The 17,312-nt window shown below is 63.1% G+C and carries 15 protein-coding genes, 1 tRNA gene and 1 pseudogene; 7 read left to right on the top strand and 10 right to left on the bottom strand.

The genetic code is table 11. The features are described 5' to 3' along the window. Positions 1-82: 82 nt before the first annotated feature. Positions 83-3,247 (top strand): oligosaccharyl transferase, archaeosortase A system-associated, encoded by a 3,165-nt coding sequence (locus tag FJT57_RS08000; RefSeq protein WP_144903922.1) that lies wholly within the window; start codon positions 83-85, stop codon positions 3,245-3,247. A gap of 383 nt (positions 3,248-3,630) precedes the next feature. Further along, positions 3,631-5,955 carry a BGTF surface domain-containing protein gene (locus tag FJT57_RS16635; RefSeq protein WP_203229126.1) on the top strand — a complete coding sequence of 775 codons (2,325 nt, stop codon included), beginning with the start codon at positions 3,631-3,633 and terminating at the stop codon, positions 5,953-5,955. A gap of 186 nt (positions 5,956-6,141) precedes the next feature. On the opposite strand, the pseudogene FJT57_RS08010 reads toward FJT57_RS16635, so the two are convergent. The 5 genes and pseudogenes from FJT57_RS08010 to FJT57_RS08025 all read right to left on the bottom strand — a co-directional run. Then, a pseudogene (locus FJT57_RS08010) lies at positions 6,142-6,347 on the bottom strand (AbrB/MazE/SpoVT family DNA-binding domain-containing protein); the annotation flags it as partial. A gap of 151 nt (positions 6,348-6,498) precedes the next feature. Beyond that, on the bottom strand, positions 6,499-6,762 hold the full coding sequence (locus tag FJT57_RS08015; protein ID WP_144903926.1) for a hypothetical protein: 264 nt from the start codon (positions 6,760-6,762) through the stop codon (positions 6,499-6,501). After that, a complete protein-coding gene (locus FJT57_RS08020; protein WP_144903928.1) occupies positions 6,740-7,342 on the bottom strand; it encodes a hypothetical protein in 603 nt (200 codons plus the stop codon). Before FJT57_RS08020 ends, FJT57_RS08015 begins: the two co-directional genes overlap by 23 nt. A 214-nt stretch (positions 7,343-7,556) precedes the next feature. Further along, a tRNA-Met gene (locus tag FJT57_RS16400) sits at positions 7,557-7,711 on the bottom strand. Positions 7,712-7,817: 106 nt separating this feature from the next. Then, a complete protein-coding gene (locus FJT57_RS08025) occupies positions 7,818-8,486 on the bottom strand; it encodes a TVP38/TMEM64 family protein (RefSeq protein WP_144903930.1) in 669 nt (222 codons plus the stop codon). A 172-nt stretch (positions 8,487-8,658) separates the two neighbouring features. Between FJT57_RS08025 and FJT57_RS08030 the strand changes: the two genes are divergently transcribed. After that, the gene (locus tag FJT57_RS08030) at positions 8,659-9,084 is read left to right on the top strand and encodes a DUF5830 family protein (RefSeq protein ID WP_394348810.1); all 426 of its coding nucleotides are present in this window, start codon (positions 8,659-8,661) and stop codon (positions 9,082-9,084) included. Between the two features lie 132 nt (positions 9,085-9,216). Here the strand turns inward: FJT57_RS08030 and FJT57_RS08035 are convergent, their stop codons facing one another. Next, the gene (locus FJT57_RS08035; RefSeq protein WP_144903932.1) at positions 9,217-10,455 is read right to left on the bottom strand and encodes a DUF7115 domain-containing protein; all 1,239 of its coding nucleotides are present in this window, start codon (positions 10,453-10,455) and stop codon (positions 9,217-9,219) included. A 212-nt stretch (positions 10,456-10,667) separates the two neighbouring features. After that, on the bottom strand, positions 10,668-11,732 hold the full coding sequence (carA, locus tag FJT57_RS08040; protein ID WP_144903934.1) for a glutamine-hydrolyzing carbamoyl-phosphate synthase small subunit: 1,065 nt from the start codon (positions 11,730-11,732) through the stop codon (positions 10,668-10,670). A 97-nt stretch (positions 11,733-11,829) separates the two neighbouring features. Here carA and FJT57_RS08045 point away from each other — a divergent pair, with 97 nt between their 5' ends. Both FJT57_RS08045 and FJT57_RS08050 read left to right on the top strand, forming a co-directional pair. Beyond that, positions 11,830-12,252: an Lrp/AsnC family transcriptional regulator gene (locus tag FJT57_RS08045; protein ID WP_144903936.1), complete on the top strand. Its 423-nt coding sequence runs from the start codon at positions 11,830-11,832 to the stop codon at positions 12,250-12,252. 117 nt (positions 12,253-12,369) lie between these two features. Further along, complete coding sequence (locus tag FJT57_RS08050; RefSeq protein WP_144903937.1) at positions 12,370-12,570, top strand: 30S ribosomal protein S17e; 201 nt, start codon at positions 12,370-12,372, stop codon at positions 12,568-12,570. An 82-nt stretch (positions 12,571-12,652) separates the two neighbouring features. On the opposite strand, the gene FJT57_RS08055 is transcribed toward FJT57_RS08050, so the two are convergent. Together FJT57_RS08055 and FJT57_RS08060 are read right to left on the bottom strand one after the other, a co-directional pair. Continuing rightward, complete coding sequence (locus FJT57_RS08055; RefSeq protein ID WP_144903939.1) at positions 12,653-12,955, bottom strand: acc operon protein; 303 nt, start codon at positions 12,953-12,955, stop codon at positions 12,653-12,655. A 6-nt stretch (positions 12,956-12,961) separates the two neighbouring features. Next, entirely contained in the window at positions 12,962-14,506 is a 1,545-nt protein-coding gene (locus tag FJT57_RS08060) for an acyl-CoA carboxylase subunit beta (RefSeq protein WP_144903941.1), read from the bottom strand. Between the two features lie 178 nt (positions 14,507-14,684). Between FJT57_RS08060 and FJT57_RS08065 the strand changes: the two genes are divergently transcribed. Further along, positions 14,685-14,882: an HVO_0649 family zinc finger protein gene (locus FJT57_RS08065; RefSeq protein ID WP_144903943.1), complete on the top strand. Its 198-nt coding sequence runs from the start codon at positions 14,685-14,687 to the stop codon at positions 14,880-14,882. Between the two features lie 60 nt (positions 14,883-14,942). On the opposite strand, the gene FJT57_RS08070 is transcribed toward FJT57_RS08065, so the two are convergent. Continuing rightward, positions 14,943-16,376 carry a sodium-dependent transporter gene (locus tag FJT57_RS08070; RefSeq protein WP_144903946.1) on the bottom strand — a complete coding sequence of 478 codons (1,434 nt, stop codon included), beginning with the start codon at positions 16,374-16,376 and terminating at the stop codon, positions 14,943-14,945. 193 nt (positions 16,377-16,569) lie between these two features. Here FJT57_RS08070 and FJT57_RS08075 point away from each other — a divergent pair, with 193 nt between their 5' ends. Next, complete coding sequence (locus FJT57_RS08075; protein ID WP_144903948.1) at positions 16,570-17,223, top strand: potassium channel family protein; 654 nt, start codon at positions 16,570-16,572, stop codon at positions 17,221-17,223. Positions 17,224-17,312 lie beyond the last annotated feature (89 nt).

Genomic DNA, 17,312 nt, shown 5'->3' on the forward strand with positions numbered 1-17,312 from the left:
ACCCGATAACTGAGAGCGCATTCAACTCCTTGCCGCATACTTCACAAGGCTTATTCACTCTTTCCGAAACAGTCATTCCATAATGGGTTCGCGCAGTGAAACAGACGATGCTGGGGGACAGTCCATCCTCGATATCGTAGAGGACTGGTATCATATCCCTGCACTCCTCCTCGTTGTCGTCGCGATGGCGGCAATCCGACTGCAGTCGTATAGTAACTTCATTCGAAACGGAGAGGTGTTCTTCTCCGGGAACGACGCGTGGTACCACCTTCGGTCGACAGTATACACCGTCCAAAACTGGCCATCGACGATGCCGTTCGACCCGTGGACGAACTTCCCGTACGGGACGTACGTCGGCCAGTTCGGGACCCTATATGATCAGATCGTCGCGACAGCCGCCCTCGTCATCGGACTGGGTTCGCCGAGCCCCGAACTCATCGCGAAGACGCTTCTCGTTGCACCTGCGGTCGCAGGCGCGCTCACGGCAATCCCGGTTTATGTCATCGGAAAGCGCATCGCAGGTCGGTTCGCTGGGCTCTTCGGCGCGGTCGTGCTCCTGTTACTCCCAGGATCGTTCCTCAACCGAACCCTCGTCGGCGTCGCCGACCACAACGCCGTCGAGCCACTGGCGATGGCCCTCGCAGTCGCCGGTTTCGTGATCGCCCTCCAGAAAGCCCAACAGACGCTCCCCGTCTGGGAAGTCGTCCGGGAGGAAGTGATCGAGAACCGCGAACTCGACTCGTTGGAAGAGCCGCTGAAATGGAGTCTCCTCGCCGGATTCCTCACCGGCATCTACGTCTGGGTGTGGCCACCGGCGGTTGTACTCGTGGGCATCGTCGGTGTCTTCGCGATTGTCAAGATCACGAGTGACGTCGTCACCGGCCAGACACCGGAGCCGACGGCATTCGTCGTGGCGACGAGTATGCTGGTCGTTACGATAATGGCTCTACTCGCGTTCGAGCAGTCGGGCTTTACGACGACGATCCCGTCGCTCATCCAACCCCTGGCAGCGCTCGGCGTGGCAGTCGCAGCGATCGCCTTATCGTGGCTCGCCCGCGTCTGGGAAGGGACTGAGTTAGATACGGATCTGTACCCGATCGCTGTCGCGGCGATCGGTGCCGTCGGAGTCGGTATCTTGGCGATCCTCCCGATCGGTCTCCTCGACCTCGTCGTCGGCAACCTCCTCGGTATCGTCGGCTTCTCTGCGAGCGCCACCGCTCGAACCATCGGCGAGGCCCAGCCGTTCATCTCTCCTGGTTCGCTCCAACGCTACGGCGTCGATGCCGCCGGACGGATTTCGCTCGAATACGGTCTGACGTTCTTCACGGGCATCCTCGCAGTCGTGTGGCTCCACGCTCGCCCGCTCGTAAAGAAGGGAACGACCAGAGCGTACGGCTACATCAGCGGCGCACTCGCCGTCATCGCGCTGCTCTTCCTCGTCCCCGCGATTCTCGGCGGAATCGAGAGCGCCACCGGTATCGACGACCAAGTCGCTGGCCTGCTCATCATCTCGGCGCTCATCGTCGGTGCGACCCTTATGACGAACTACGACGCGGACAAACTCTTCCTCGTGGTCTGGGCAGTGTTCATCACGTCGATGGCGTTCACCCAAGTCCGCTTCAACTACTATCTGGCAACCACCGTCGCCGTCTTCAACGCCTACCTGTTCGGACAGGTCCTCTCGTGGCTTGATCTCAACGTCTCCGCGCGTGAGGCCGTCGACGACATCGACGGCTATCAGGTGCTAGCGATCGTCGCCACCGTCCTGCTGATTCTCGGTCCCGCACTGGCCGTGCCGATAACTGTTGGCAACACGTCGACGTCGCCCGCGTGGGAGTCCGCGCAGAACAACGGTCCCGGCGCGGTCACCGTCTGGGACGAATCCCTCGAATGGATGCAGGGCAACACGCCCGAAGAGGGGAATCTCGGAGGAGCTGGTAACGAAGGGGAAATGGAATACTACGGCACCTACGAGCGCACTGAGGACTTCGAGTACCCTGAAGGAGCCTACGGCGTGATGTCTTGGTGGGACTACGGCCACTGGATCACCGTCGAGGGCGAACGCATCCCGAACGCGAACCCGTTCCAGGAGGGCGCGGGCGACGCCGCGAACTTCCTGCTCGCTCCCGATGAGGAACAATCCGAGGACGTCCTCGCCTCTCAGAGCGACACGGGCGAGCAGACCCGCTACGTGATGGTCGACTGGCAGATGGCGACGCCGGGATCGAAGTTCGGCGCGCCGACGGTGTTCTACAACGCGGAGGAGAACGTCTCGCGCGAGGACTTCATCCGGACGATGTACCGCTTCGACGACGAGAACGAGGGGCAGTTCGTCGGGACCACCTCCGTTCGGACGGACCGTTTCTACGACAGCACGATGACGAGGCTGTACTACTACCACGGCAGCGCGCAGGATCCCTCGCCGATCGTCGTCGACTGGGAGGACCGCCAGGTCCAGACCCAAGGCGGCGACGCGGTGACCGTCCCCGCCAACCCGCAGGGTGAGGACACCTTCGTCCGGACGTTCGATAATATGAGTGCCGCCGAGGAGTACGTCGAGGAGGACGGCTCCGCACAGGTCGGCGGGGTCGGCTCCTTCCCGACCGAGCGCGTCGACGCGCTCGAACACTACCGGCTGGCGCACGTGAGCGACACGTCCGCGGCGAACTCCATCCTCCGGACCACCGGCCGCAACTCACAGATCGCGGGCGTCAACCCGCAGGCGGTCGTGCCGAACAACCCCGCGTGGGTGAAGACCTTCGAGCGTGTGCCCGGGGCGACGGTACAAGGCAGCGGTGCGCCCGCGGACACGACGGTGACCGCACAGACCGAGCTACGGATTCCGAATACGAACTCGACGTTCACCTACACCCAGCACGCGGAAACGAACTCGGACGGCGAATTCGAGATGACGCTGCCGTACTCGACGACCGGCTACGACGAGTACGGGCCAGAGAACGGCTACACGAACGTCAGCGTGCGCGCGACCGGCCCGTACACGGTCGCGACGTCGCCCACACTGAGCGATAACGGCACGCTCGTCTCCTACCAGTCGAACCTCTCGGTCTCGGAGGGCGACGTCAACGGTGACGGAGACGGCACCGTCAGCGTCGAACTCGAACAGAGCGAACAGGAACTCAATATCGGCGGCGGCTCCGGAGACGACGGCTCGACGGACGAGTCGACAACGGATGGTTCTTCGACTGACGGCGCGGCGGCCGATACCTCGTCCGATACGCAGGGTTGAGTGGCTCGCCGTTCGAATCTGTGATGGCGAACGTGGTCTGATTTTATCATCGTACTCGTCGGGTTTTGCGATTCCTGCTCATTGAGTGACGTTTGAAGTGGACGTATGCGTGTGTCACATATCTAAAAAATAGCACTCACGCACTCAATTATCGCCCACAATTGTGTGTGATGCTCTATCACAATATATCGGTCTCTCGGGGGCGTTTGCGGCCGATTAGCGTCAGACGACTACACAAAGTATTTACCGGACGTAGTACTTGGTTGTCCCGTACCCCTACCCATGGTGGCACCAGCGAGTACTGCGGACCGCCCGATCGGTCAACTGGCCGAACTCCGGTGCGCGTAAAACTGCTGTCGCCGATTGTGGTAACACAACAAACTATGACAGGAAATACAAACAAGACCCGCGCGGTCATTCTCGCGGCGCTTATGGTTTTCAGCGTTTTCGCTGGGACCGTGGCGTTCACGGGAACGGCTGCTGCGGCTAATGCGACCTATGCTGGTGGCGCCGTCCACTACGACAACGCCAGCGATGGGTCCAGTAATTTCGTTATCGAGGTACCGTTCGAAGACAATGCTGGTCTTGCCAGTGAAAATCTGACTGCGCAGAACTTCACCCTCTACGACGGAGACACTAACGTCTCTGGTCAGGTGAACTACGGTGACAGTTGGACTGACGGCAACACCGTCTACCTGAACACCAGTGGCTCTGCTATCGCGTCGAACGATCTGGAGCTCGAACTGTCGAGCCAGGTTGTTGACAGCAGTAGCAGTCAGACCATCACCGTGGCATTCGCGGCTGAGTCGTACAACACGAGTCAGCTCAACACGGATCGAAACGTCTACCAGGGCACGACAATCGCCGTTTACAACGGAAGTACGCCACCGAGTGACTTCGATATCACGGGCGATGACTACTTCCGAAGCTTCTCTGCCGGAACAAACAGTGAAGTTTTCTACGTAAACACCGCTAACCTTGAAACTGGCACGTACGACTTCGACGGCCAGTCGAATTTCACGGTTCGCGACCTCGGTCTGTCGGTCTCCGTTGACGAACTGAACGTCACCACTGAGGACGACATCGAAGGAACCGTCGAGGCGACGGCATCCAACCGCAACATCCTCGTCGAACTCGTCGACAGTGACGGCGACACCGTCGAGAGTGACGGTGCTTCTCTCAGTGGTCAGGGCGACTACGACTTCAGCTTCAGTGCTGACCGAGACACGGGCGATTACACGGTTCAGGTGACGGACAACGCGTCCGCTGTCGAAGTCGAATCTTCGACGGTCACCATTAGCGAACCCGCTGACGACGACGTCAACTTCGCCGACGGTGTCATCACCGAACAGCGCGGTGACGTCTTCGAGTTCACCGTCGAACTCGACAGCACCGACACCGCGAGTGTCGAGTTCGGTTCGAGCAGCGACGGAGTCGTCGCTAACGCCACCCTTGTTGACGACAACAACGATGGTGAAGTGACGGCCTACCTCGATACGAGTGCACTGTCCGACGATGTTGGCAGTGACACCGTGTTCATGCTCGACTCCGACAGCGACGACGTGATCGACGAGCAGTACCTCGCAACGAACACGTCGGACCTCGTCGATGCGGGCGACTACGACTTCGAGGCCTACGCAGCTGATAGTACCTCGGGCGACGACTCCACGGACATCGCGACGGTCACGCTCCAAGAGCGCGGCACGGACGCGGTGAACACGTGGACCCTCCCGGACGGAACCTCTGTCTCTGATCTCGAGGACGTCACGGCAGCCGTCGAAGACGGTGAACTGACTGAATCCTCCGAAATCGCCAACGGCGACCAGCTCGTCGTTGAAATTCAGGCCTCCGGTCTTGAAGGCGCACTCGGCGCCCAGGACAGTGAATCACTGGATGCAGACACGTATCTCACCGCATCTGCTCACTCCCTCACGATTGAGGAAGCCAGCCCCGGTGCGAACCAGGAAGCCTACACGCTCAACCTTGGCGGCGACAATACGTCTGTCCTCGCCAACGGTGACGAAGACACCTACTACGTCGTTGTCCAGACTGGCGACGTCAACACCTCTGAAGGTGACCTGATTGAGGACGACACGGAACTGACCGCTAACTACACGGTCCTCAACCAGAACGACTACCTGTCTGACGAATACGACGACGACGAGCAGGAGACGACCGAGACCAACTTCGAGGTCGTCGAACCTGAGGCTTCGGTCGACGAGCCATTCAACGTCACGAACGCTGCCGAGCAGAGCGTCACCGGTACGACCTCGCTCGCCCCGGGTACGGAGCTCAGCCTCCGCATCCGCAGCACTGGTGACACCAGCCCGAGCTTCCTGAAGTCCGCTTCGCCTGTCGTCCAGTCTGACGGCACCTGGAGCGCAACGTTTGACTTCAGCGAACAGAGCGTCGGTGACGAGTACGATATCACTATCCGCAGCAGTGGTAGCATCCTCGGCAGCGACGTGACTGAGTCCGGCACGGTCGTCGAAGCGGTCGACGACTCCACGACCACGGCTGAACCGACGGACGAGCCGACGGACGAGCCGACGGATGAGCCAACCGACGAGCCAACCGACGAGCCGACGGACGAGCCCGCTGACGGCGACTCCGATGGCGACTCTGACACGTCCACGCCCGGATTCGGTGTGGTCGTCGCGCTCACCGCGCTCCTCGCCGCCGCTCTGCTCGCGGTCCGCCGCGACTGAGCTGAACGGCTGAACCACCGGAACTGATTCCGGTCCTTCGATTTTCCTTTCTTTCGACGCTACATCCGAGAGCGACAGCGCTAGCCACTGGCTCTGCGAGTGAAAACCGCTCCCTACGAGCTCTGTCCGTCTACTTATATGTGCGCAGTACGGTGACGAAAACGATCACCGTAACCGAAGGGGCGTCTGATCCGGCATCTTCTCAGCACTCTCAGCGCTGCACGGTACTTCTCGAAGGGATCATCTCCGTCCGACGTGGTCGGTTCTCTCTCTTGGATTATGTAGCCGGAATCGACCTCCTCAAACGCGACCTCATCGCCCGGCTCAATTCCGAGCGCATCCCGGATTCTCTCGGCGATGGTGACGTGGCCCTTGGTGGTGACGCGTGGCAGATGTGTACTAGCGAGGTAACACCTGATGGGTATTACGTCCACTCTCAGACACCCATAGAAAGTGACACTAAGCCACCGAATCGAGATCCGCTCTGTTCGAGTTTTTAGAACTATCGAGAGCCGCTATGGGACGGATTGGTGGTGGCGCCGCCTACTCCCGATCGTCATCGGACTTCTCACGCACTGCGAGGATATCCCTTGCGACGTCCGCAACGCGCTGCTGGTGGGCGGCTGACGTCTGTAGGCTTTGAGCTGCATCGAGTTGGCCGTTGACAATCGCATTCTGCTGTGACCCCCACTTCTCCGGCGGTTCTGATCGGATGTATTCAACCCACCGCTTGATACCCTCGATGCGTTGCTCGCGGTTTCGTTCGTGCTTCGCATCGAGGCGCTTATGCGCGTTTGAGTCGCTCATATTCGTCTTCGACATCGAGCCGCGTTACCCACATTTCGAGGCGAGACACACTAAGACTTTCCGCGAAAAGCGTATACAGGTGGACCGCATCCTCAATGTCCTTCTGCGCGCCGAGATGAAGTTTGTAGGCAATCTGTAGCTCCAACGGTCCAATCGCGAGGGGGGTATCGTCGATTTCGGCCGTGATCGCGTTTTCGAGGGATGCGCGGTCGAACTCGTCGCGTGGGAACTTGACTTCGAGATGCGGCGTGATCTGGTCCGTCGGCGCAACCCAAATGTTATCGCCGTGATCGAGCATCTCGTACATCGATGTGAGCGGCATCGCCGGTCCCCAAAAGCCCTCCTCGTCAAGCGTCTCTACGAGCGCTTCTGCAGTTTCTTCGTCTATTCGTTCGATGAGGACGTCGACGTCTTCGGTAGAGCGCGCCCGCCCGGCGAGGATCGAGACGTAACCCGCGATGTAGACGTGCTCGATATCGAACCGATCGAGAACGTGAGAAAACGCAATCGCTAACTCGTCTAGCTGGTTTAGCTCACGTTCGACGGCGAGTGTTCCGTTCCGTAGTTCGATACCGCCCATAGACGTCGATCAACAGGTGGACAGATAAATCGTCGGGAGTGATTTCGTGATTTTCACCTGAGACGATCGATCCAGAATCGGAGAGTCCGCACGTCGACTCCTCGGAGGCCAAGTATCGTTTCTTCGCGATGATCGCGGTCGCGGGGAACGTGATCACGAGTGAAACGGTACAACCGATCGTATCACGTCGTTCGTGACAGCAGTACTCAAAAAGTGCCCGGGGTGGGCTCCGAACCCACGATCTCCGCATGTCCCAGGTCCGAGGCTCGGCGGGCCCCGTGGGGAGCGGCGGAGGCTTCCAAGGCGTACCGCACCGAATCTCAGGAAACCCTATGAGTGCGGCGCTATGTCCAGCTAAGCCACCCGGGCTCATCTCCTCGTAAGCCGATGACGTTCTTAAACCTTCGCAAGTCCGACGACGGCGTCGCGGTCGTCGTCTGTCGATCTCGGGTCATCGCTCGCGTACGCAACGCCCTCAAACCTCGTTACCGTTGTCTCCACCCGCACCACATCGATCCAGATACCAGTCGTACGCGACCGGTCCCAAGAGGAGCACCGCCGTCAGTCCCGCGGCGACGACCACGCGGGGATCGAACACGTTGCTGACGTCACTTACGAGGAGCGACTCCGCGGACGCGCCCGCGAGCACACCCGCGACGACCCACGGAACCTCACCGATCGCAGTCCCGACGAGGAACGTCGAGAGGCGAACGCCCGCGATACCTGCCGCGACGCTCACGACGTCGGAGGGGGCCGGTACGAGTCGACTGGCGACGACGCTTCGCACGCCGCCCGCTCGATCGACGAACGCCTCACCCGCGTCTGCGAGCCCGCCCGTCCGTCCGTAGCGCCGCGCGAGGAGAAACGGCGGCACGCTCGTCAGCGTGACGAGCGCGAGCGCCAGCGGGAATCCGACCGGACCCAGGCCGTAGCCGAGAAGGACGGCCAAAAGCGTCGTCGGCCACGCGAGGAGGGGACGCACGGCGGCGAGTGCGATCGAGGCGGCGACGAGCCGCCACGGATCGGCGACGAGCCACGAGGCGCGCGAGAGCACCATCTCCGGCGAAACGACGACCGCGGCGGCGACGACCGCGGCGATCGTCCCCCCGACGACGACGCGCACGCGCAGGCGGGACCGGTCCATCGTCTCCGCGTCGCCGCCCCGCGGGCATAACAGTTATTTTGTCGCTGCGGGACCGACGACCGGTCGAACCGTGGCCGACGAGGAAGAGCGACAACCCGATCTCTCGACGTTCGGCGGGGACCGCGAGCGCGACGACGGGAGTGGAGAACGCGACGATACCGATGCCGAGAGCATCGCCGGGACTGACGAGTTATCAGAATCCCCCGTCGAACGCGAGCGACGGCCCGTCGCGGAGCTCGATCGGACCGGGCGCGTCGAACTCGGCGTCGACCTGCTGGCCCATCTCGAACACGAGTCGCTGTCGCTCTCAGAGGCGGTCGACCGCATCGAGTCGGTGACGACGAACCCCGCGCTCACCAGAGAGATCCTCGACACGGCGGAGCTACGGGGCGTCATCGAGCGTGAGGACGGGCGACTCCGGACGCGCCGGGGCGGCACGTACGTTCGATTCGAACAGCAGGTGGTCGAACGGACGGGTGACTACGAATGCCGACGCTGCGGCGCGAGCCTTTTGACCGGGCACTTCGTGAAATTTGAGGCGGGTGAACTCGGTCCCTTCGGCCCTTCGTGCGTGCGGAAAGTTCTCGGACGGGAATAGTCGGACGAGAATGATCGAACGAAAATAGTCGGACGGGGGTGGTCGGACGAAAATAGTCGGACGCGAGTCGCTCTCGGTGAGCAAAGATCACACACGGATGAACAGCAGAACAAACCGCTCCGTCGTGACCGACTATCGGCCGCGACGGAGTTCTTCGATGAGCTGTTCGATGAGTTCGCGCTGCGTCCGAATCTCGTCGCTTTGCTGCTCGACCGTTTCGCGGAGCTCCGCCAGTTCGTCGAGGACGCGTTCGTCCGCCGGAGCCGCCGCCTCGAAGCCCGATCCCGCGAAATCGGATGGATTCGGTTTCGAGTCGTCGGTATCCCGCGCACCCCGCGTCGAACGGGATTCTCCCGCCTCGCCGGTGGATTCCGTCGAGCCGCTTTCAGCCGGACTCACACCCAGCGGATCCGACTCCCCGGCGTCCGAAGCCGTCGTCGCCGCGGGTGATTCGGGAGCCGACCCGCTCTCGGTCGCGTCGGACTGCGACGGCGAATCGGCTTTGACGCCTCCCGACGTCTCGTCTTCGGGACGCCGCTCGACCTGTTGGGCGAGGGCGTCGACGTTCCCCGGCGCTGACTCGTCGCCTCGTGATTCTTCGGCCGATCGGGTCGCGTTCGCCGGGAACTCCTCGGGTTCGGACGGGTCGGCGATCAACGGGTCCGGTCCGTCGCCGAACGTGACCTCCTTCGAGTCGGCCGCCTTGGCCTCGGCGTCCGTATCGTCTTCTTCGGGTTCCGCGGCCGCCCGAAACTCCTCGATCGAATCGACGTCCCAGTAGGACAGAAGCGTCGTCTCCAACGCCGCGCGGACCGCGCGGGCCTCGTCGTTCGGCGCTTTGAACCGCTCTTGTCGACCGTCGACCGTCAGAACGATCGACGTCGCGACGCTGCCGTCCTCGAAAACGAGATCGGTGACGTCGCCGAAGTGGTACGACTCGAAGTCCTCATCCCACAGGCTCTCGCCGATGTGTCGAACCACGCGCTCGCCCGCGATCGCGACCGTGAGCTCGCTGAATCGGAAGAGCCGCTCCATCGGTTCGTCGGGTTCGAGAACGCCGTTTGCCTTCAGAACGCCCTCGACGATCGGGTGCAACGCGCGCTCGAACCGCTTCGCGGGGAGCGATATCGTCTCTTCGCCGTCGAGACCGTAATCGAGCGTCACCTTCGCCTTGCGGCGGCCCTCCGAGACGGTGATCCGCTCGGCCTCGTGGGGGTACTCCTTGACGGACTCGTCGGAGAGTAAGCCCTCCGCACGGTAGAGCAGCGTCCGCGTCGGCGTCACGTACAGTTCGTCCTCGCCGCCGAGGTCGACTCGAGCGACCACGTCCTCGTCAGCGAGGTCGGCCTGGACGATCTCCGGTTGGCTCATAGATCCGTCCACCGTCCGTTTCGTCATAAATCCGTGGGTATCCTTCGCCGGGGTTGACACTGAAACGGCCGCTGATCGTTCTCGTGGGGTGTGATCCGACAGAATTCGTGATAACGGAGACCGATTCGTCGGCGACGGTCAGTGAACTCAGTCGCCGTCGATGGTCGGTGAACTCAGTCGTCGGGGGATGCGATCTGTCGTCGGGGATGCGATCAGTCGTCGGCGACGGCGTGGTGGCTCGTACTCGTCATCTCGAGGACGTCGTCAAAGAACCCCAGCGAGTCGTGCGGGCCGGGATGGGCCTCGGGGTGGTACTGTCGCGTGATGACGTCGAGTTCGTCGTTCGCGAGCCCCTCGGCGGTGCCGTCGTTGACGTTGACCTGCTTCACGTCGAGTTCATCGCCGGGTTCGCCGACGGTGTAGCCGTGGTTCTGCGTAGTCATGACGACCTGCCCGGAGTCGAGGTCGCGAACGGGCTGATTGACGCCGCGGTGGCCGAAGTCCATCTTCTCGGTGGTGCCGCCGAGCGCACGCGCGACGACCTGCTGGCCGAGGCAGATGCCCGCGATGGGAACCTCACCGACGTACTCCTCGACGAGCGTCTGGGCGGCCCCGAAGTTCGCCGGGTCGCCCGGGCCGTTGGAGATGAACAGGAGGTCGGGGTCGACCTCGGCGAGCTCCTCCGGCGTGGTGTTGTAGGGGAGCACCTCGACCGTCGCGTTCCGCTCGACGAGCGACTCGACGATCGACAGCTTCGCGCCGCAGTCGACGAGCGCGACGTCGATGTCGCCGTCGCCGTAGGTGGTGTGCTCGACGGTCGTCACCTGTTTGCCGATGTCGACGTGCTCGCTCATACCTTTGCACTCCGCCAACTCGGCTTTGGCGTCCTCGGGCGTGACGTCCTCGCCGACCGCGATCCCGCACTTCATCGCCCCCTCTTCGCGGATGGAGGTGACCAGATCGCGCGTGTCGATGTGATCGAGCGCGGGGACGTCTTCCTCGTCCAGCCACTCGACGACATCCTCGGTGAACTCGTGGGCAATCGCCGCGCGCGGGTGGACGCGGTCGGACTCGAATCGCTCCGTTCGGACGCCGTAGTTTCCGATGAGCGGGTACGAGAACGTCAGGACCTGCTCCTCGTAGGAGGGATCGGTCAGGCTCTCCTCGTAGCCGGTGTAGGCGGTCGTGAACACTAGCTCGCCGCGGGTCCGTCCCGGAGCGCGTCCGCGGGCCTCGATTACGCGGCCGTCCTCCAGGGCCAGATAGGCGTCCGACATTACGAGAAACGCACGGTATCCGGGGGTATAAGTGTTGCTTTCGTAGCTCAGTTACGATTTTCGTAATCGGTAAGCCCCTGCGGTTCGTCGGGCCCGTATGGACGACCTCGATCGGCAGATCCTCGACATTCTGCGACGGGACGCGCGGACGCCGTACACCGAAATCGCCTCGCAGATCGGGACCTCCGAGGGAACGGTCAGAAACCGGGTCGAACGGCTGACCGAGGAGGGGGTCATCGAGCGGTTCACCGTCTCGACGCGCACGGGGAACATCAAGGCGATGATCGAGGTGTCGGTGAAGGTCGACGTCGACACCACCGAGATCACGGACCAGATGACCGAGTGGGAGCAGGTCGACTTCGTCTGGCAGGTATCGGGCGAAGAGGACGTCGTGCTCGTCGTCGACGCCGCCGACACCCGTGCGGTGAATCAGCTCATCACTCGCGCGCGCGAGCTCGACGAGGTGAAGAACACCAAGACGCGACTCATCCTCGACGAGCAGTTGGGCCGGTCGCCGTAGTTCCTGTGAGTCCTTCGAGGTCGTCTCCACATCGATTTCGACGGTGCCACTCCGAACGACACAGTACAGCGCCTGCGGAACGAATCGTTTTAGTGCTCGCTGACGGAACAGTGGAGTATGGCGATCAAACCCAAATACGTCAAGCAGCTCGGAAAGGTGCTTTTAGAGAAGTATCCCCAGGCGTTCAACACGGACTTCGAGACGAACAAAGAGAGCGTCGCGAGCCTGACGAACGTTGAATCGAAGGGCGTCCGAAACCGCATCGCGGGCTACATCACGCGCAAGAAGGGCAGCTCGGCACCTTCCTCCTCGGCGTAATTTGGATCTCGATTCTCGGTAGCTAGCGACGTGGTGAGCGGGAGCTTCGGGTTCAAACGCGCAACCGCGTCTGCGCCACCGGTCAGAACCGATCCGCACGCGCCGCCGCAGTCCACTTCTCACGCGGCGCGCCGTCGGGGACGCGTCGAACGCGTCGGCCGCTCGTCGCGCTCACGCGACCGGCGAACGCCCATTTCTCGCCGTCCCACGTCGGCCCCGCGCGGGCCGCTGCGGCGGCGACAGCGACGGCCGCGCGCTCGCCGTCTGAGACGTGTGCGGCGACCGCCGCAGCGATCGCAGCGGCCTCCTCCTCGTCGGCGACGTCGGGGATCGATAGGCAGTCGGTGAAGTCGTCTTCCCCCTCGGCGACGTTCTCGCTGTTCATCGGCGATCAGATCGGGAGGTTCCCGTGTTTCTTCTCGGGGAGCGACTCGCGCTTCGAGCGGAGCAGTTCGAGGTCAGAAACCAGTCGCGCGCGCGTCTCCGGCGGCTCGATCACGGCATCGATGAAGCCGCGGTCGGCGGCCGTGTACGGGTTCGCGAACTCGTCGCGGTACTCCTCGATCAGTTCCTCGCGGCGCTGTTCGGGGTCCTCCGCCGCCGCGAGTTCGTCGCTGTAGAGGATGTTCACCGCGCCCTGCGGCCCCATCACGGCGATTTCGGCCGTCGGCCACGCGTAGTTGACGTCGGCTCCCAGGTGCTTCGAGGCCATCACGTCGTACGCGCCGCCGTAGGCCTTCCGCGTGATGACGGTCAGAAGCGGCACCGTCGCCTCCGAGTAGGCGTACAGGAGTTTCGCGCCGTGGCGGATGATGCCCTCGTGCTCCTGATCTGTGCCGGGCAGGAAGCCGGGGACGTCAACGAAGGAGACGATGGGGATATTAAACGAATCGCAGATCCGGACGAACCGCGAGGCCTTCTCGGACGCCTCGATGTCGAGCGTTCCGGCGTTGACGCGCGGTTGGTTGGCGACGACGCCGACGGAGTGGCCGTCGAGGCGGGCGAAGCCGACGAGGACGTTCTTCGCGAATCCCTCGTGAACCTCGAAGAAGGAGCCCTCGTCGAGAACGCCCTCGAAGACCTCGCGCATATCGTAGGGCTTTCTCGGCTCGTCAGGTACAACAGAATTCAACGACTCGTCGGCGCGTTCTGGATCGTCCCAGGGATCGACGCGCGGCGGGTCCTCGACGTTGTTCGGCGGGAGATACGATAAGAGACGCCGGATGTCGTCGAGCGCTTCCTCCTCACTCTCGCAGGCGAACTGGGCGACGCCCGAGGTGGCGGCGTGGGTGACCGCGCCGCCGAGTTCCTCGAAGCTCACCTCCTCGCCCGTGACGGTCTTGATCACGTCGGGGCCGGTGATGAACATGTGGCTCGTGTCCTTCACCATAAAGGTGAAATCCGTCAGCGCGGGCGAGTAGACCGCCCCGCCCGCGCACGGGCCCATAATCGCCGAGATCTGCGGGACGACGCCCGATGCCTCGGTGTTTCGGCGGAAGATCTCGCCGAAGCCCGCGAGCGACTGGACGCCCTCTTGGATCCGCGCACCCGCGGAGTCGTTGAGGCCGACGACCGGCGCGCCCACCTCGACGGCTTTGTCCATCACCTTCGTGATCTTCTCGGCGAGGACCTCGCCGAGCGAGCCGCCGAAGACGGTGAAGTCGTGGGCGAAGACGAACGTCTTTCTCCCGTCTACCTCGCCGTAGCCGGTCACGACGCCGTCGCCCGGAAGCCGTTTCTCCTCCATCCCGAAGTTGTGATTTCGGTGCGTTCGGAGCTGGTCGATTTCCCGAAAGGTCCCGTCGTCGAGGAAGTACTCGATCCGTTCGCGGGCGGTCATCTTCCCCTTGTCGTGCTGGGCGTCGATGCGCGACTGTCCACCCCCTTTCAGCGCGCGCTCGCGCTTTTCGCGTAGCTCCTCGATACGGTCCTCCATCGTCACGTCGGACCACCTCCGATCATCGTCCCGTACGTACCGACGGGAGGCAAAAGGGTTTCCGCAATCCGACAAGGGAAGGTTCGTTGAATGTCGATAATCCATCCGCAATTCCGGCAAAAGGATACGAATAATAATTATACTTATTATGGCGGAAGCCGTGTTAGATGATAGCACAATGGCGAGCACGTACAGATCACCCTTCGAGCGGCTCAAAACGCAGTACAGCCAGGTCGACCTCGTCTGTCCGAAGTGCGGCTACGACGACACCGACGGCGAGTGGCAGGCGGTGACGACCGGCGGGGTCGTCCAGTACCGGCACATCTGTCCGAGTTGCGGCGCAATTCGTCGGCGGACGATCTCGCTCGGCCCCTGAGAGCGGTACCGTCGCGAGCGAGTTCTCACCGATTCCGTCGGAAACGTGCGTCCACGCGGGCTACACCAGCGATCGCTCGGTCCGCACACCGAGGAACGCCGCGGCACCGACGAGGACGGCGACGCCGACCGTCGGCCAGAAGCCGATGCTGGCGTCGATGCCGAACGTCGTCAGCAGCGTAAAGAGGAGGAAGATGGGAAGAACGACGCCAGCGCCGAGCAGCCACGGCGTCGCGAGCGCGTCCGTGAGCCCGCCCGCGCCCGATCGGAGTTCCGCCACGGCGTCGCGTCCCATCACCCAGCCGACGAAGACTAGGACGGCGGCCAGCCCGGCCGTCAGGAGCGTGTCGACGAGCGGGCCCGCGACGAACCCGAACACGCCCACACCCGCGATGGTGGGATTCATCGCACAGACGCCACCCGTCACGACCACCGCGGCGGTGACGAGCGCCACCGCGCGCGGTCGCGAGAGGTCGTACTCGTCGACGAGGAAGGAGACGGGAATCTCGAGCATACTGATCGACGACGACAGCGCCGCGAGGACGACGACGCCGAAGAACGCCGTCGCGACGAGCGCGCCGGCGGGGAGTTGGGAGAACGCGCCAGCGAGACCGACGAACAGCGCGCCCGGACCGGGAGCGGTCTGGGAGGGATCAACGCCGAGCGAGAAGAGCAGCGGGAAGACGACGAGCCCCGCGAGAACGCCGACGAGCGTGTTGAGCACGGCGATAACGGTTCCATCGAAGGGCAGCGAGCGGTTCTCGTCGATGTAGGACGCGTAGGTGATCATCGTCCCCGCGCCGAGCGAGAGCGTGAACAGCGCCTGTCCCGCGGCGGGGCCGAGGACGTCGAAGAAGTTCGCCCGGACCGTCGCGATATCGAAGCTGAGGTAGAACGCATACGCCTCGGCGGCACCGGGGCGCGTTCCGGCCCAGACCGCGAGACCGATGAGCAGCGCGAGGACGGCGGGCATCATCACTTTCGTGCCGAGTTCGATCCCGCGGCGGACGCCCGCGTAAACGACGACCGCTGTCAGGCCGAGAAAGAGCAGGTGAAAGCCGAGCGCGTCCAGCCCCGCGGAGGCGGCACCGAAGTACGCGCCCGGTTCGGCGAAGTACGCGGGCTGTGCGCCGGCGAGTCCCAGCGCGCTCGAACCGAAGTATCGGAGGATCCACCCGCCGACGACGCTGTAAAACGAGATCAGCGCGATCGCGGTGACGACGTAAAAGACTCCCCAGAGGCCCCACGTTCGCGAGCCCGACAGATCCCTGAACGCGCCGACGGGACTTTTCTTCCCGCGCCGACCGACGACGAACTCGCCGAGGAGTCCGGGTACCCCGACGAGGAGCACGATACCGAGATAGACCAATAGAAATGCGCTTCCCCCGTTGTCCGCCGTCACCCACGGGAAACGCCAGATGTTTCCCAATCCCACTGCAGAGCCCGCGGCAGCGAGGATGAATCCCACGCGCGTCGCCCACGTCTCTCGTGTCATTGGCTCTCAGTCCACCGCTCGCGAGTAAGTGGCTTTCGGACCGCATCTTTCTCAATTGGCCGATACAACGGACGTTCGTGATGAATCCGGCGGTCGTCGACCTCCTCCCAGTCCGCCGATAACCGAGACACCCTTTTGAAACCCATCAGTAGCTCGGGCTGACGCTTATCTGGGCCTACTATAATGAACAAATATGGATGATTCGGCACACGTCGTGATCGCTGGAAGCGGACGAGTCGGACACCGCGTGGCACAGTACTTCGCCGACCGGGAGCGACCCGTCACCGTCGTCGACCCCGATCCGGACGGCGCGATCGAGGGTGACGACATCGAGGTCATCCAAGGGGACGCGACGAAGCCCTCGGTGCTCGAAGCGGCAATCACCGATCGGACGGGCGTCGTCGGCGCGCTCACGGACAAGGAGGACACGAACCTCGTGATTTGTATGGCCGCAAAGCGGTACGCCACGGGGCTCCGGACCGTCGCCCGCATCGACGACCGGGCCGGAGACGAGTACGAAGAGTACGTCGACGAGGTGTATCTCCCCGAGCGCGCCAGCGTCCGCGCGGCGGTCAACGCGCTCACCGGGAGCGACGTTCGAACCCTAGAGGAAGTCACCGGCCAACTCGAAGTGCTGGACGTTCGAATCGACTACGACGCGCCAGCCGCAGGTTCGGTCGTGGCGGACGCGCTCCCGGAGGGTTCCGTCGTCATCGCCGAATCCGGCGGCCACGTCGCCGTCCAACACTCAACAAAACTGATCGAAGGGCGTCGCTACCTCGTCGCCGCCGACCGCGACGTCGTCGGCGAAGTCATCGAACAGTGCCGAGGCCGAGGGGGGTCCTGACGACTCCGGCGCCGCCGCTGAACCGCGTTGATTCGTCGCTGTCCCCACCCATCCGCCGCGATCGACCTCTCCAAAGGTCGCCGGTCCCG

It is taken from the genome of Halobellus captivus (assembly GCF_007655485.1).
GTDB classification, from domain to species: Archaea; Halobacteriota; Halobacteria; order Halobacteriales; family Haloferacaceae; genus Haloquadratum; species Haloquadratum captivum.